The organism is Streptomyces phaeoluteigriseus (assembly GCF_001896135.2).
Lineage (GTDB): Bacteria > Actinomycetota > Actinomycetes > Streptomycetales > Streptomycetaceae > Streptomyces > Streptomyces phaeoluteigriseus.
In genome coordinates this window covers 1-17073 of the sequence record NZ_MPOH02000078.1, presented here as the reverse complement: position 1 = coordinate 17073, position 17073 = coordinate 1, and the positions used below count along the sequence as shown (strand labels likewise).

The following is a 17073-nucleotide window of genomic DNA, read 5'->3' as shown; positions in this document are numbered from 1 at the left end:
GGTGGCATTGCCGCGACCGCCATGGCAGGACGGTGCGGTGCGCTTCCGCAGGGTGTTCAACGCATCACCGACGGTAGGTCTGAAAGTTATGACCGTGCAAGCCGTTCGCGTAATCTGACACCCGAACGGGGCATACCGCACAGCAGGTTGAGGAGCTGGACATGGCGACGCGACGGCACCCCACAGCACGACAGGCGCGCCTGGGTGTCGAACTCCGCAGACTCCGGGACAGCGCAGGACTCAAGGCCACCGAGGCTGCCGCCCTATTGGGCGTGAGTTCGGTTCAGGTGAGTCAGATCGAGTCCGGCGTCGCGGGTGTCAGCGAGGAGCGCGTGCGCCGCCTTGCCGCCAACTACGCCTGTACAGACGCGGAGTTGATCGATGCGCTGGTTGCGATGGCCACGGATCGGACGCGCGGCTGGTGGGAAGAGTACCGACGCATCCTTCCCGCCGCCTATCTCGACCTCTCCGAGCTGGATCACCATGCGACGTTCCGCCATGACGTGGCAGTCATCCACGTGCCCGGGCTTCTCCAGACGGAGGCCTACGCACGTGCTCTCTTCGCCTACATGAACCCGCAGTTTCCGGAGAGCGAGGTGGAGCACAGGGTCAGTCACCGGATGAGACGGAAAGTCGTCATCGAGGGCGCCGACCCCATCCCGTACGAGACGGTGATCCACGAAGCGGCGCTGCGCATCAGGGTGGCCGGCCGGGCCGCGTCCCGCGCCCAACTGACCCGCATCCTGGAGGCGTCCGAGGCTGAGCACGTCGCGGTGCGCGTCGTGCCGTTCGGTCTGGACGACTTCGCAGGCGCCGGAAGTGCCATGGTTCACGTAGGTGGAGTGGTACCCCGGCTGGACACCGTCGTACGGGACGCTCCGCACGGCACCGCCTTCATCGACTCCGCAGCACAACTGGAGCACTTCCGGGGGCTGTTCCGTAGGGTGAAGCAAGCGTCGTTGGACGCCGATCAGTCACGCGACCTCATCAACGGGCTCATCAAGGAACTGTGAGGAGCAGCCATGTCCACCCGCCCCAAGTGGCAGAAGTCATCCTTCTCCGGCGGCGGTGAGGGCAACGACTGCCTAGAGCTGGCGTCCTCCCCCACCCACATCCACCTCCGCGAGAGCGACACCCCCACCACCACCCTCACCACCAGCCCCGTCGCCCTCGCGCATCTCCTCAAGGGCATACGCGCGGGCGCGGCCCTCAGCGCAGTTTGACGAGCTGGGCGTCCAGGAGTGCGGTCGGGATCGACGGCGTGCCGCTGAGGTAGGCCACGGTGTTGCCCGAGCGGAGGATCACGGCCTTGGCCGGAGTCTTCCTGCCGCCCCGCTCCACCGTCGCGCCGAGGCCCATCGCCTGGTCCGTGCCCTCGGGGGCGAGTTCCGGGGCGACCTTGCCGACCTTGTGTTCCACGCCGTCGACCGTCGCCGTGAAACCGGCCGCGCACTCGTCGAGGGCCGTACCGATGGCGTCCATCGCCGTCCGGGCCTCGTCCGAGGTGTACTCGGCGAGGACCACGGTGACGGTGGCACCTTCGCCCGACGCCTTCCGCACGACCGTGGACGTCGGCTTGCCGACCGTCGTGCCGGACAGGGCGTAGGCGAGCGGGGCGCAGGCGTCCTCCGTCACCCGTACCTTGCGTCGGCCGGCCGTCGTGGACACCGTGAAGCCGTCGGCGTCCCGGGCCGCCAGCGCCGCGCTGCCAGCCCACCCGCCCGCGTCGTCGCGCCCGGCTGGGCGGTGGGCTTCAGCAGACCGTCGGTGCTGCCGCCCCCGCCGTCGCCCGCCGCGTCACAGGCCGACAGCAGCGCGCTCAGTACGGTCACCGTGCCAAACACTGCTCGACGCCCCGCGTACGGTCGTCGCCCTTGCGCCTTCTCTCTGTGCCGAGGCCCTCTAGTCATCGAGCCGCTCACCGTTGATCTCACCATGGACCCATCGGACACACTCGGGCCGATCGCCCGTGCCCGCACGGCAGAACTCCTCCAGCGCGGTGCGGATCTGCTCGACGGGCAGAGTGCTCCGCGGATCGAAGCAGAGGGGGCTGTGCGGATCGGACAGCACCTGCGGATCGGAGCCGGGCGGCGTGGGGTTGTCGGAAACCCAGCACCACTGAGACGTCTCGTCGCCTGCGGCGTCGGCACGATCGGGACTGACGTACCAGACGAGCCCGCCGTATCCGGTCGTCACGTTGACGCTGACGTGCAGGTGATTGTCCGGCCACCAGTCATGGGTGTCCGCCGTGTGCCGCCCGTCGGCGAAGAAGAACAGCACATTGTCGCCGGCCCCGACGCCCGGAACCACGAAGCGCTGCTCCTCCACGGCCCGGGTGATGAGTTCCTCCATCTCCGGCCATGTCTTCGCGTAGGAGTAAGTAGCTCCCGACCGCACGTTGAGCATCACGCTGTTCCCCAAAACTCTTTCGCCTCTGTGGCCCCGGCCTCCCACACTCTCATGACGGAGTTCTTGGGAAGGATCGCCCTCACCGCCGTCGAGCAGTTGTGGAAGTCACTGCATACGGCCGCGTTGTTGATCACCACGTCCACCTCGGTGATCCCTCGGTCCCTCATCCATGCCGCGTACTTGGTCTCGACGTGCGTGTCCTGGGGGTACCTTCCGCGAGGGTTGATGCGCGGCCCGACACCGTTGCTGGCAGCCTGGTGCAGATAGGCGTTGGCCCGCGGAGACAGCATGTCCGTTCCGCTCGTCAGCTGGTGCACCCCGTCATCCGCCCCGAGCGCGTTTCCGTCGGCATCGAAGATCCGACCTGTGGTCTGCCGTTCACCGGCAAGCTCGTTGTGAGCCTGCTCCACGTGGTCCGGCTTGTTGCCGCAGTTGTGAACGAGGAGCGGCGTGGACTCCGCGAGCACGTAGTACGTGTGCAGGTCGCTGACAGTGAGGTTGTGGACCGTGGCGCTCTGCGTGGTCCAGCGTTCGACCGCTGTGACCTGGACGTACGTGCCGGCACTGGTGCGCAGCCACTCGCCCGCCCTCAGGTCCGTGGCGTCGATCCACTCGCCCAGCTCGGGAACCCAGAAGGGGTGCCCCTCGGTGGCCGTCACCTGGGCCGTCTTCTCGCCGTCACCGACCTCGACGGTCACCTCGACCAGGTGCTTCACGCCCTCGCCGACGATTTCAGCGGTGACCGTCTCGACAGCCGTCTCGCCGGTCTCCGGGTCGGTCGCCAGGACCTTGTCGCCGTTCTCGACCTGCTCGATCGGCTTGGTGGTGCCATCGGCCATCAGAACGCGGGTACCGGGAACGAAGCTGTTGGCCTCCTTCTTGGAGCAGCTTCCCCCGCCACCGGACGACTCCTCCTTCGCCCTCGCCTGCCGCGGCTTGGGCTCCGACTTCTTCGCCGCCGCCTTCCGCGCCTTCTGGACCGCATTGCCGGTCTTCTGCGCGGCCTTCTTGGCCTGCCGGGTCGCCGCTTCCTTGGCCTTCTTCTTCAGCTGTGCCGCCAGGGCGGCCTTCTTCTTCTTGGCCTCGGCCGCCTTGCGAGCCAGTTCGCGGGCCTTGCGGGCCAGTTCGAGGACCTTACGGGCCTTCTCCTTGGCCTTCATCAGCGCGTTGATCGCCTTCGCGATCCGGTACGCCGCCTTGGCCACGCCGATGGCCTTGTACGCCTTCGTCCACGGGATGGCGTTGAGGAACAGTTCGCCGCACGCCCACACGTCGCCGCGGGAGAAGCAGCCGACCACGCTGTCCCAGCCGACGAACTCCTTCAGAGCCGCCCAGCCGATGGACAGGATGATGTCCGACACCGACGTGTTCAGCGTCTGCTTCGCCGCGGCCTCTTCGGACGCCGAGGGACCGCCGTACTCCGAGCTGCCGCCCTCCGACGCCAGTCCCGACGGGTCGGCGAAGGTGACCGGGTTGTTCTCGCAGTAGACGTAACCGTTCATCTGGACCGGGTCGGCCAGGTCCAGGACCGGGTCGGCGGAGAGGAAACGGCCGGTCGACGGGTCGTACTCGCGCGCACCCAGATGGACCAGGCCGCCGCTCGCATCGTCGCCGCCGCCCACGTAGCTCTGGTGGGACCGCCAGGTCGACGACTCCGAGCGTTTCACGCCGAACGGGTCCGTCTTGGAGAACTTGACCTTGTTGCCCGACGCCAGCGCCACGTTGACGTACGCCGTGCCGTTCTGGTCGGTCACCTGGACCGACAGCTCGGCCGCACCCGCGCCCTGCGCGTGCCGCATCACGGTCGGCGCGCCGGGCTGGGAGTAGTAGCGCTCGGTGTAGGCGGGGCCGCCGGCCGCGTTGACCGAGATCGTCGACTCGCCGAGGTACAGGGTGCGCTCGGTGGCCGAGATCGCCATCAGGCGTGATCCGTCACCGCCGTAGACGTACTTGGTCTCCTTGTCCGGCACCCACGACTGCTTCGCCGACCCGTCGCACGTGTACAGCTGGAGGTCGGTTCCGTCGGCCGGGTTGGAGCTCGGCACGTCCAGGCACCTGCCCGACGACACGTGCTTCAGGGTGCCCGTCGAGGTCGCGGTCCACCGCTGGGCAGCCGTGCCCGTGCAGTCCGCGATGACGACCGGTGTGTTGTTGGCCGTGCCGCCGCCGGACGGGACGACACACTTGCCGAGGACCTTCAGGGCACCCGTCGACGGGTCCGTCGAGGAAGCCGAGTCGATGCGCAGCTTCTGCGCCTTGCTGCCGTTGCAGGTGTACAGCTGGAGAGCGGTGCCGGCCGTGGTCGACGAACCCGACAGGTCCAGGCACTTGTTCGCCAGGCCCTTCCACGCACCCGCGCCGTTCTCACCGAAGCCGGTCACCTTCTCGACCTGGCCGTCCCAGGTCCAGGTCAGCGCCTGCTCTGAACCGTCGTACGTGCGGGTCAGTGTATTGCCCGCGTCGTCGTACGTCAGCGCCGTCGCCTTGGTGACCTGGGCGCCGGAGTCCGCCTTGTAGGTGGAGGACATGCTCGTCAGCGTGTGGGGCTGGGTACCGTCCGCCTTGCCGTAGACGTAGTCGGTCGTGGCGTCCTTGGTGGTGTCCAGGCCCGGGTCGTGCTCGACGAGCTTCTTGCGGTTGCCCATCGCGTCGTACGTGTACGACTGCCAGTAACCGCTGTTCGCCGCCGTGACGTTGGTCGTGCCGTCCGAGTACTTCGGCGCCGCCGTCGTCTTGCCCGTCGCCGTGCAGGACGTGGGAGCCGTCCACGCCTCGGCCAGCTGGCCCAGCGCGTCGTAGGTGAAGCACTGGCGGTCGATCGTCGAGTTCGCGGTGTCCGCGATCGACGTGACGTTGCCGGCCGGGTCGTAGGCGTAGGTGCGGGAGTTGACGCGGTGGCCGGTGACGGCCGTGGTGTCGCTGGTCGACTCGCGGTCGACGATGCTCCGGGTCAGCTCACCCGTCGCCTCGTCGAACAGGTTCGTCGTCCACACCCGGTTGGGGTTCTCGCCGCTGACCGTACGCAGGACCTGGCCGTACGGGGAGTACGAGGTCTGCGCGGTGTACCAGGCCAGGCCCGAGGTGGAGACCGGCAGGCCGTCCTCGTTGTAGCGGATGACCAGCTTCTCGGCGGGCAGGGTGCCCACCGACGGCAGGTTGACCGCCTCCACGACGCCCGACTCCGAGTACTCGAAGCTGTAGACGTAGTCCTTCTGCAGACCGTAGGAGAGCGCCACCGACTCGGGGATCGAGATCTTCTGGCCGGTCGGCTGGTAGTCGCTCGTGTAGCCGGTCACCGCCGTGGTGTACGCGAGCCCGTCCGTGAAGCGGGTCTGGGAGGTGGCGAGACCGACACCGCCGATGAGCGTGTCATACGTGGTCTTCGCCAGCAGCTTGCCGGTGGCGGAGTTCTCGTGCTGCTCGATCGGACGAGACAGGCCGTCGTAGACGGTGTGGACGGCCGCGTTCTCGTCCGTGACCAACTCAGGGCGGTCCAGGATGTCGTAGCGCGTCGTGGTCGTGCCCGCGTCCGGGTCGACTGCCTCGATCTCACGGCCCCGGGCGTCGTACTTCCAGGTCCACAGGCTGCCCTGTGAGTCCTTGGCCTCCACGCGGTCACCGCGCTCGTCGTACTTGTACGTCGTCGAGCGGTACGCCGCCCGCAGCGCGTCCGTGAAGGTGTCGACGCGGACCGTGCGGCCCATGGCGTCGGACCAGGTGCGCTGGGCGGTGGCGCCCTGCGGGTTGATGACCGTGGAGTTGTCGAGGCCGTACTCGTAGCGGGTCGCCTTCGCCGGGACCTCGGTGCCGTTGAGGTACGGGGTCTCGGTGAGGGTGCGGCCCAGGCCGTCGTAGGCGTAGAGGGTGGCGTTGGGGACCTGGTAGTCCGAGGCCAGCTCGAACAGGACGGAGGAGGGTTCGTCCTTGTCGTAGTAGGCGTTGTTGGTCTGCTTGATGGTGCCGTTGGCGCTGTACAGGGTGTCCGTGATGAGGCGACCGCCGCCGACCGCCGGTTCCTGCTTCTGGCGTTCGCGGCCGAGGCCGTCGTAGATGACGGTGGAGACGCCGTAGTCGCCGGTGTCGGTGAGGGACTCGGTGGTGATCGAGACCGGCTGGCCGATCGTGGTGTCGTAGGTGATCTTCGCCGACGGGGACTTGGACGTGGCGCGGTTCGGGTTCCACACCTGGGTGGCGCGGCCGAGGGCGTCGTAGGTGTAGGTGGTGACGCGTCCGTTGACGTCCTCGTCGCTGAGGGCCACCCCACGGCCGGGTTCCAGCGTGCTGGTCTCGCTGTGGTTCAGCGCGTTGGTGGTGGTGATCTGGAAGACCTGCCCCTTGTCCGGGGTGTAGGTCGTGGTGTCCTTCGAGTCCTCGTCGTTCGCGATCGCCAGGGCGTTCTTCGTGGACGTCGTGCGGCCGTACGCGTCGTAGGTGACCTCGGCGTCCTTGACCCAGCCGCCGCCGGTGCCGGTGACGGCCCAGGTCGCGGTGGCGTTGCCGACGGTCGGGGCGGCCTGGTAGGCGAGGCCGTCGTAGGCGACACGGGAGCCGTCGATCCAGTCGGCGGCGGTCGCGGTGGCCGCCTGTGCGCAGGTGCCGGCGGTGGTCAGGGTCTGCTCGGGCAGGCCGATCAGGTGCTTGGCCGTGTTGTGGACGTACGACATGACCGTGCAGGTGTCGTCGTCCGTGTTGTTCGCCGCGGAGTCCGACGACCAGTCGTTGTACTCGGTGACCCGCGTCGGCAGGCCGTAGGTGTCCTCGTGCTCCGTCACCGTGCGCAGGACGCGCACGGTGCGCTTGTCGGTGCCTTCGCCGGAGGAGCGGGTGTAGGTGAGGGACTCGGGGGTGAGGACCCGCCAGGCCTTGAGGTCGGGGATGCCGCCGGAACGGCTGCGGGCGGCGAGCTTGACCGCCTTCGGCTTGTCGACCGTGCGGGTCAGCCAGGTGGAGGCGGTGGCGGAGGCGTAGGTGAGGGACTCGGCCACACGGCCGGCGAAGGGCTCCTCGTCCGTGGCGACGGTGGCGCCCTCGGAGTCCTTCACGATGACCGACCGGTTGCCCCCGCCGGGCAGGGGATCGCCGTCCAAGCCCCGGAAGAAGCGGGTCTCCGTCATGCCCCGCTTCGTGGACATGTACGCGGTGTCGCTGTCGTCACCGGTGTAGGTGCGGACCCGGGCGAAACCGCGCCACTGGTCGTAGGTACGCGTCTTCTTCTTGGAGAACTCGGCCTGGTTCAGGGTCCAGGCGGCGTCACCGAGGTACTCGTACGTCGTGGTGATCGGATCGAGTCCGCTGAGGGCGGGCAGTTCCTGGACCTTGTCGACGACGTACTTGTGGAACCAGTCGATGGTCTCCTTGTCGGGGTCCGCGTTCCAGTACGCCGGGAAGCACAGGCCGACGTTGGACTCGGGTTTGGGGAACGCGCCGTCCACCTTGCATGCGTCGGTCCGGTAGGTGACCAGGGTCTCGCCGCCGTACTCACTGACGACACGGGCGATGCGCAGTCGGTCGAAGGCGGGGTTGGGGTCGTCGGTGCCGCGCTTGACGCGGTTGGGCATCGAGACGCTGTTGGCGAGGAACTCCACCGGGTTCAGCGCGATGGCCTCGCCGTCGGTGCCGTAGCCGGTGCGGGTGATCGACTCCAGCCACAGGGCCGTGCCCTCGTCGGTGAGGTCGGCGGGCAGGGACTGCTGGAGCGTCCAGCTGTCCAGTTTGGTCAGCGCGGTGGAGCCCTGGGTGCGCTGCGTCCACGTGGTCACCTGGGCGAGCCGCTTGCGCGACCAGAAGGTGGGGACGGGGACGTAGCACTCCTTGCCGGCGGCGCAGTACAGGTCGGCCGGGGTGTCGTACCAGATGCGGTTCTTGGCGAAGTCACCGGAGGCGAAGTTGTCGTTCTCGTCGCCCTCCGCCGTGCAGCTGATCTCGCCTTCCTTGAAACAGCGCTCGTCGACGTCGAAGGTGACCTTGGAGATCGGGGTGGCGTACGGGTCGGCCGAGGTCAGGCCGTACTCGATGCGCTTGAGGTAGCCGCCGCGGTCGTAGGAGACGGGCGTCTTGTACTTGTTGTTCCTGGCGTAGTGGTTGGTCTCCTTCGCCCACCACAGCGTCATCGCGTTGCCGTTGGTGTCGACGACGTAGTCGAGGTTCCAGCGCCAGGCCTGGTCGCAGAAGGAGCCGGCGAAATCGCCCGCCTTGTAGCAGGGTTCGCCGTCCTGGTTGCCGGCGACGGGCGCGGCGAACACCGAGTTCGTCACCGGGTCGCCACTGGCCCAGGCGTTGTCCAGCTTGTGCTTGCCGAAGTAGTACTGGGTGCCGTCGCGGGTGGTGACCCGCCAGTACTCGCCGTCGGCGTCGCCGTTGGCGAGGCCGCTGTCGCGCAGCAGTTCGACGCGCGATCCGTCGCCGTTGGCGGTGACCCACTTGTCGCCGTACGGGCCGCTGCCGTCGGGCAGGACCAGTTCGGTCGTCGTGCCGCCGAGCGTGAGCGTGGCGTTGTACGAGCCGAAGCAGAGGTCGCTGGTCTTCTTGGTGTTGTTGCCGTTCGTCTGGTCGTCGCGGCAGGAGGCGTACGTGCGGGTGATGGAGCCCGCGTTGTACTCCCAGCCGTCGCCGATCCAGGAGGGCTGGTTGTTCGAGGCGGACGTGCGGCCGTCCACGACCTGCGAGTTGTAGCCGAAGGACACCGACGGGGACGGCCCGCCGGGGACGCTCGGGGTCTGCAGCGTGTACGAGTACGTGAAGGCGCCGGAGTTGCCGCCGGCGGACCAGGAACCGGCACTGACCAGCGGGGTCGCGCCGAAATCGCCCTTGGAGCCGGAGCCGGAGTCGGTGGCGAGGAGGACGGAGGAGCCGGAGCCGTCGGCGGTCGCGGCGGCCAGGGAGGCGAGGCGGGTGCCGCCGCCGGCCTTCGGCTCGCGGTAGACCGCGTCGGTGACCGCGCCCTGTTCCCGGGCGGAGGCGGTGGAGGCCGTCGACGCCGTGCTGGTGCCGCCCGCCGCCAGGTCCTCGGTGGCGACGGTCGCCAGGATGCGGCGCTCGTAGACGGGCTTGCCGTCGGCGTCGGTGCCGGTCTGGGCGACCACGTTGTCGGTGGAGACCTCGGTCGGCTCGGCGCAGCCCGCGGTGTCCGGGGTGGTCAGGAAGCACGCCGGGTACTGCACGAACGACAGCCGGTCGGCCCAGTTGGCGCCGTACAGCTCGGAGAAGTCGCTGTAGTCGAGGGCGATGACGGCGTCGCCGCTGGCCTCGGCGGGCGGGGTGACCGTGAGGGCCACGCCCTCGATCGCGGTGGTGGACAGCTCGTTCTGGCCGGCGAGGGAGACCTGCCACTCGCCTTCCAGGGCGGCGGCCTCGGTCGAGGTGGCCGTCTCCGGCGCGCCGACCTCGACCGGCAGCGCGGTGCCGTCGGGCTGGTCGAGCGGGACCAGGGTGCCGGGGGCGAGACCGGTGAGGTCCTTGGTGACGGTGCCGCCGGTGGGCGCCGTGACGTCGGTCGGCTCGTACTCGACGGGCTGCTCGGCCTCGGCCGTGGTGAGTTCGGCGAGCTTGCCGCCCTCCTCACCGTCCGCCTGTTCGACGGGCGGGAGGTCGACCAGGTCGACACCGCTGCGGTCATCACCCGGCGGCAGCGCCGACGCGGTGGGCGCGACGCCCACCATCAGCGCCACCACGAGCGAGCCGACGACGCCGGCCCGTATCCGCGCCTGCCTGCGGCGGTCGGCGCGCGTGCTCACGCGCTCCCTCCTGCCGCTCCATGACAGCGATCCCCACACAGCGGCAGCCCCCGCGCACACAGTTCCGTCCATTGACGATCACGAATGCTCGGGCACATGTTCACGGAAAGTCAACAAGCGGAATGGGGCCGGTGATCTAGGTCACGAGAGCAATTCACACGGCTGGCGATAAATGCATTCCGCAGGGTTTATCCCGGTCAAGATCATCTCAAACGGAGGGTAATCACCTCCTGAACAAGGGCGCATTGTGATCTTTTGATCCCACCTGACCCGGAAGTGAACCTGCTGGTCAGCCCCACCCTTGAGACGAACCTGCGAGCCGCTTCGCTCACTGAACAAAGTCACGGAAAGGCAAAGTGGATCGAGCGATGTGGCGCATCCGCTTCGCATCGGCCATGCTCTGTGCTCGCTTTCCCCGACTTCCGAACGGAACACGGCGGACGGCACAGGGAGCACACAGAATTCCGGGCACTCCGGAATTCCAGGGGGAGGGGACGCAGTACCATGCAACGTCGTCGCTTCGGCCTGCCCGCGTCCGGGCGCGGACGGGCAGGGGTGGGCGCCCTGGTCGCCGGCGCGCTCGGCATCGGGCTGCTCGCCGTTCCCCTGTTCGACGACCCAAGCCCCGCGGACTCTCCGGCCGGGACGAAGAAAGCCGCCACCGGCCCCCTCACCCAGGACACCGCCCAGGAGAAGGCCGCCGTCACCGGCAAGCGCGTCGAGGTGACCGCGCTGCGCGACGAGACGTCCACGACCTTCGCGCGACCCGACGGCAGCTTCGAGCTCGTCGCCCACGGCGCGCCGGTGCGTGCCCGGGTGGACGGGGTCTGGAAGCCCATCGACACCACGCTGGCCGAGACGGCCGGGGGCGGGTGGGCGCCCAAGGCGGCGGTGGACCCCGTGGTGTTCTCGGCGGGCGGGGGTGCCGCCGCCCGCGGCACCGGTGCGCGCGGAGCCGCCGCTTCCGGTCGCGGTGCGGCAGCCGTCCAGCCGGCCGTCTTCACCGTCGCGCGCGGCGGACGTGCCGTACGCGCCGCCGATGCCACCGAGGGGTACACCGAGCTGGCGACCATGACCAGCGGCGGCCACGAGATCACGCTGAGCTGGCCGGGAGCGCTGCCCGAACCGGTGATCAGCGGGCCGAGTGCCCTGTACCGGAACGTGCTCAGCGGCGTCGACCTGATGCTGACCGCCCAGGCCAGCGGCTTCAGCCACGTGCTGATCGTGCACAGCGCGCAGGCCGGGAAGGACGCGGGCGTCTCCGGGCTGTCCTACGGCCTGTCCTCACCGGACCTGACCTTCCATCTCGACCCGGTCACCAAGGTCGTCAGCGGCAGGGACCGCGACGGCCAGGAGATCGCCGTCTCGCCCACGCCCTACCTGTGGGACTCGGCGGGCCGCACGGCCGTCACCGAGGGCGCGGACCTCGAGCCGTCGGAGAGCCCGGAGCCCACCCCCTCGTACTCGGAGGAGCCCGGAGCCCCCGTCCCCGAGGAGAAGGCCGCCCCCGGGGACGGTCTCGACACGGACGCGCCGCAGGGACCGGCCGCGTCCGGGGAACCGGCCGCCGGAACCGCCGGCACCGCGGGCACCGGAACCGCCGATCCGGCCGCCTTCCGCGGTGCGGCGAACGCCGGCCTCGCCGCCCTCCGGCAGGCCGCGTACCGCGATGCCGCCCCCGCCGCCCTCCCGGACGAGCAGGTGTTCGCGCTGCCCGGACTCGCCGGCCCCGACCCCGGCACCCACCTCGCCGCCGCCGACGCGCGACTGACCGCGCCCGGCGCCACCGCCACCGGGCTGTCCCTGGTCCCGGACGCCGGACTGCTCACCGACGACGACACCGTCTACCCGGTCTTCATCGACCCCACGATCTACGGCAAGACGAAGAACTGGACCACGGCGTACAAGAAGTACCCGAGCTCCAGCTTCTACGACGGCGCCAACTACAACAGCGGCACCACCGAGGCGCGTGTCGGCTTCGAGTCGACCACCTGGGGGCTGTCCCGCTCCTTCTTCCGCCTGGGCTGGTCCACCAGCATCAAGGGCGCCCACGTCTCCTCGGCCTCCATCAAACTGCGCGAGACGTACTCCTGGTCCTGCTCCGCGCGCGAGATGCAGGTGTGGCTGACCGGGGGCATCTCCTCCAAGACCACCTGGAACAACCAGCCGGACTGGAAGTCGGAGATCGGCACCAAGTCCTTCTCGTACGGCTACAACTCGTCCTGTCCGGACTCCTACGTCAGCTACGACGCCAAGTCGGTCGCCCAGGACGCGGCGGACGGCGGCTGGTACTCGATGACGATCGGGCTGCGCGCCAGCACCGAGGACTCCGCGTACTCCTGGAAGAAGTTCCGGGCCGAGGGCGACAGCGCACCGAAGCTCACCGTGGTCTACAACCGCAAGCCGAAGACGCCGAGTTCGCTCGCCCAGGCCCCCGGCGGCGGCTGCGACCGCACCACGCCGTACATCCACATCGGCAAGCGCGACCTGACGCTGTCGGCGGTCTCCTCCGACGCCGACGACACCTCCACCCGGCAGGACCTGGAGTACCTGGACTTCGAGCTGTGGCGGACCGGCTACGGCGACACCAAGATCCTCGACAAGAACGTCGCGGTCACCAGCACCGGCAAGGCCTCGGCCGTCGTCACCAAGGACAAGTTCACCAACGGCTACCAGTACTCCTGGCGGGTGCGCGCGATCGACTCCAGCGGGGCCGCCTCACCGTACGCGCCGACCTCCGATCCGTACGTGTGCCGGTTCATCTTCGACAGCTCCAAGCCCAACGAGCCGCTCGTGACGTCCACCGCCTTCCCGCCGGCCGACGAGGACGGCTCGGTGTGGTCGACGGTGAAGTTCGGCTCTTCCGGCAACTTCACGTTCGCGCCGGACGAGGACACCGACGTCACCAAGTACGAGTGGTCCTTCAACACCACGAGTTACGCGAGCAGCAAGACGGTCACCGCGGGCTCCTCGGCGACCGTGTCGCTGCCGCCGCCCACGGCGGGACCCAACGTGCTCTACGTGCGGGCCGTGGACAGCTCGGGCAACCCGTCGCTGGGCACCAAGTACCTGTTCTACGTGACCCCGCGCGACGCGGCCGACAAGCCGGGCGACACCACGGGCGACGGCATCCCGGACCTGTACGCGATCAGTTCCAACGGCAACCTGCTGATGTACCCGTCCACCATCGCCGGTGACCTGCACGTCGGGCTGGAGGCGGGCCAGGACGACGGCGTCGGCCTGCTCTCCGACCCGGACGGCGACGGCGAGGACCACCTGCCCGGCTACTGGGTGGGCAGCGACGGCAAGCCCGCGCTGATCGCACACGCCGGCGACGCGCTCGCGGCCGACGGTGTGGGCGACCTGTTCGCCCGTATGCCGGACGGCAAGCTCTACGTCTACCCCGGCGACGGCTACGGCAGCGTCGACATCTCGCAGCGCAGCACCGTCCGACTGCCGTCCGGCTCACCCGACCCGGCGACGTTCGACCAGCTCATCGTGGGCGACTACGACGCCGACGGCCGCCCCGACCTCTTCGCCACCGCCACCGGCGGCGAGCTGTGGGCCTTCGAGGGGTACACCGGGGCCACCTTCCTGACTGTCACCAAGATCGCCTCCACGGCGTGGCTCGACCGGGACCTCGTCTCGGTCGGCGACCACGACAACGACGGTGCCCCGGACCTGCTGTGGCGCTCCGGCTCCTCCAGCCGCCTCTACCTGAGGTTCGGCGTCAAGGACGGCGCGGGCGGCTCCACCATCGCCTCGCTGTCCACGGCGGCGGCCTCGAAAACGGGCGCCGACGAGGTCTACGCCGAGGGCTGGTCGACGGCCACCGTGCCCGTCACCCACCTCCGCGGCACGCCGGACGTCACCCAGGACGGCATCCCCGACATCTGGGCCCTGTCGAGTGCCGGGAGCATCTACTTCCACAAGGGCGGCGCAGCGACGATCGGCACGGGAACGGCGGTGATCAGCGGGGACAGCGCCTGGGCCACGACCAAGCTGACATTCGGCTGACCTCGGGACCGGACGGGCGGGCCGCCCGTCGCCGCCGAAGACCGCGCGTGGGGCCGGAGTTCCTACGGGAACTCCGGCCCCGCCTCCGCGTTCGCCCCCCGCGACCCGTGCGGCAACGGTCCCGCCCGGTCCAGCAGCCCCGTCCTCGCCGCCAGCGCCGCCGCCTCCAGCCTCGATCCCACGTCGAGCTTCATCAGGACCCGCTGGACGTGGGTGCGGGCCGTCGAGGGGGCGATGCCCATCCCGGCGGCGATCAGTCGGGTGTCCTCGCCGTCGGCCACGCGGACCAGGACCTCCACCTCGCGGGGGGTCAGGAGCTGGAGAAGGCGTTGGCCCTCGTCGTCGGGCTGGGCGGTGGGGTTGAGGAGTTCGCTGAAGGCTCCTTGCAGGAGTTGGGGGGCCACCGCCGCCTCTCCCGACCGCGCCTTCATGATCGCGCGCTCGACTCCCTCGATGCGCTCGTCATGGCGTACGTAGCCGGAGGCACCCGCGGCGAAGGCCGCCGCGATGCCGCGCGGGCTCGGGACCGGGCCGAGGACCAGGACTGCCACCTGGGGCCGCTCCCGCTTGATGCGGACGACCGGGTCGAACATGCCCGGCTCGGCCGGGGTCGCCGTGCCCAGCAGGCACACCTCGGGTGCCCGGGTGATCACGAGTTCCGCCGCGCCCGCGGCGGGCGCCGCCGCGGCGAGCACCCGGTGCCCCCGCAGTTTCAGTGCCGAGGCCAGCGCCTCCGCGAGCAGTCGGTGGTCGTCGACCACCATCAGCCGCACTCCCATCGAGCAACCCCCCAGTCCCCCCATGCATGCCCGCACGGACAAGCAGGCAAAGCCAGATACCGGCACACACGCAGACAGACAAAAGGTGCCCCCCGGCACCCGTCCTTCATGCCCCCGGAAGCTACACGCTTGTTCGACGTTGCGCTCCCCCTACCGGCGAGAAGTGCCCCGGATCGCCGAAATTCCTCGCATTCGAGGGTGATGAGCGATACGTGCACGCCCCGCCCCTGAACTGGGACGGGGCCGTGCACGGCAGCGGCGCGACGATCAGCCGTCGACGCCGAACGCCAGCGCCAGGTACTCCTTGTCACCGGAACCGGAGCCGGAGTCGTCCGCGTACTCCGCGGCCATGTACAGGTGCCCCTGCGCGTAGATGATCTCCGAGTGCTCCGGAAGCATCCGGCTCTCGGCGTCCCGCACCGCCTCCGTCGACGGGTTCTGGAGCAGCTTGGTCTGCTTGAACGTACCGCCGTCGATGCTGACGACCTGTCCGCCCTCGTCGTACGGCGCCCTCTTGTACGCGATGACGTTCTCGCCGTCGGCGCGCAGCGGGAACAGCACGTAGCCGTCGCCGGCGTCGGCGCGCTGGCCGGTCTGCTTGCCGGTGGTCAGGTCGAAGGCGAGGATCTCGTTGGTCTGGCTGTACTCGCCGGTGCCGTCGTGCTCCTCCGTCGGGAGGTACAGGCGGTTCGGGCCGACGGCGATGCCGCTGCACTGTTCCATCTCGGTGATGCCGTCGCAGCGGGCCGCGAACTGCTCGCCCGGTGCGGAGATCCTGGTCAGCAGCTTGCCGGTCTTGTTGTCGATGGAGAAGAAGTCCGAGATGCCGCTGCCGTCCTGGGCGCTGTCGCCGACGTCGGCGGCCACGACCAGCGGGTCCGTCGACACGATGCTCGCGTACTCGATGCCGGTCGCCATCTTGTACTCGGAGAGCACCTTCCCGGAGGCCGGGTCGATGGTCTGGATGTGCAGGTCGCGCGCGTCGTACGTACCGCACTTGCGCACCGCGACCAGCTTCGTGCCGCCGCCGTAACCGGCGTCGTAGCAGGTGTCGGCCGCCTTCGGGGACCACAGCAGCTTGCCGGTGGTGATGTCGAAGGCCGAGCCGCCCTCGGTGGCGCCCAGCGCGACGGTGTTCCCGCCGACGGTGACGTTGTCGAAGGTGATCGGGTAGTCGCCGGACGTGACGGTCTTGCGCCACAGCTGCTTGCCCGCGTTCAGGTCGATCGCGGCGACCTCGCTGCAACCGGCCGAGGAGTCCTTGGCGGGCATCTTCGGCTGGAAGACCACCGCGGTCCTGCCGTCCGCCGTGGTCTTCCGGCTGGCCGTGCACACCGGGCCGGGCAGCTTGATCGTCCAGAGCTTGGTGCCCTTGTCCGGGTCGTAGCCGACGATCTCGGCGACGCCCGTCTTCACGTACGCCTTCTCGGTCAGCCAGGAGCCGCTCACCACGACGGTGTCGTCCTTGGCGACCGCGGGCGACGGGATCTGGAAGAGGACCTTGGAAGCCGGGTCGCCGGGCACCTTCTCGGTGCCGCCCGACGACGTCGTGCCGCCGGTGCCGCCCTTCTCGTCACCGCCCCCGCCGGTCGTGCCGCCCGTGCTCGCGGTGTCCGTCCCGGCCTCGTCACCGGAGCCGGCGTACCAGATGCCACCGCCGATGATCAGCGCGATCGCGACGACGGCCGCGACGATGATCGCGACCTGCGCGTTCATCCCGCGGCCGGCGCCGGTGGGCTGTGCCGGCATCGGCGTGGTGGGGTGACCGGGGTAACCCGGGTAGGCCGGCGCGGTCGGGTAGCCGGGCTGGCCCGGGTAGCCGTAGCCCGGCTGCTGGCCGTACGGCGCCTGCTGGCCGTAGGGGACGGTGGCGGGGGCGGCCGGCTGGCCGTAGGCGTTCGGCTGGGCGTAGGCGTTCGGCTGGCCCGGCTGACCGGGGTAGCCGTAGCCGGGGCCCGTCGGCGGCTGGGGCGGCTGGGCGGGCTGGCCGCCTGCGGATAGCCGTAACCGGGTGCCTGCTGCGGGGGCTGCGGGGGACCCGCGGGGGGCGGCGTCGGCAGGCCGGGGTAGCCGTAACCGGCCTGCGGGGCCTTGCCGAGCTGCGGTCCGGCGGGCGGGGCCGAAGGCGCGGCGGG

Annotated in this window: 7 protein-coding genes and 1 pseudogene; 3 read left to right on the top strand and 5 right to left on the bottom strand. The window is 69.7% G+C overall.

Annotated elements, in window-relative coordinates; translation table 11 throughout:
• Positions 1-161 precede the first annotated feature (161 nt).
• A complete protein-coding gene (locus BM536_RS39090) occupies positions 162-1013 on the top strand; it encodes a helix-turn-helix domain-containing protein (protein WP_073497639.1) in 852 nt (283 codons plus the stop codon).
• A gap of 9 nt (positions 1014-1022) precedes the next feature.
• Positions 1023-1223 carry a DUF397 domain-containing protein gene (locus BM536_RS39085; protein WP_073497641.1) on the top strand — a complete coding sequence of 67 codons (201 nt, stop codon included), beginning with the start codon at positions 1023-1025 and terminating at the stop codon, positions 1221-1223.
• On the opposite strand, the gene BM536_RS39080 is transcribed toward BM536_RS39085, so the two are convergent.
• The 3 genes from BM536_RS39080 to BM536_RS39070 form a co-directional block, all read right to left on the bottom strand.
• On the bottom strand, positions 1210-1668 hold the full coding sequence (locus BM536_RS39080) for a hypothetical protein (RefSeq protein ID WP_094104114.1): 459 nt from the start codon (positions 1666-1668) through the stop codon (positions 1210-1212). The two genes, BM536_RS39085 and BM536_RS39080, sit on opposite strands and share 14 nt — an antisense overlap.
• A gap of 234 nt (positions 1669-1902) precedes the next feature.
• Entirely contained in the window at positions 1903-2406 is a 504-nt protein-coding gene (locus tag BM536_RS39075; RefSeq protein WP_079275186.1) for an Imm1 family immunity protein, read from the bottom strand.
• Positions 2406-10142, bottom strand: a complete 7737-nt coding sequence (locus BM536_RS39070; protein ID WP_245874054.1) for a ricin-type beta-trefoil lectin domain protein — start codon at positions 10140-10142, stop codon at positions 2406-2408. Before BM536_RS39070 ends, BM536_RS39075 begins: the two co-directional genes overlap by 1 nt.
• Before the next feature lie 504 nt (positions 10143-10646).
• Here BM536_RS39070 and BM536_RS39065 point away from each other — a divergent pair.
• Complete coding sequence (locus tag BM536_RS39065; RefSeq protein WP_143651183.1) at positions 10647-14159, top strand: DNRLRE domain-containing protein; 3513 nt, start codon at positions 10647-10649, stop codon at positions 14157-14159.
• A 62-nt stretch (positions 14160-14221) separates the two neighbouring features.
• Here BM536_RS39065 and BM536_RS39060 read toward each other — a convergent pair whose 3' ends face one another.
• Together BM536_RS39060 and BM536_RS39055 are read right to left on the bottom strand one after the other, a co-directional pair.
• Complete coding sequence (locus BM536_RS39060) at positions 14222-14938, bottom strand: helix-turn-helix transcriptional regulator (protein WP_073497648.1); 717 nt, start codon at positions 14936-14938, stop codon at positions 14222-14224.
• A gap of 267 nt (positions 14939-15205) precedes the next feature.
• Positions 15206-17073 (bottom strand): annotated as a pseudogene (locus BM536_RS39055) (outer membrane protein assembly factor BamB family protein); the annotation flags it as partial.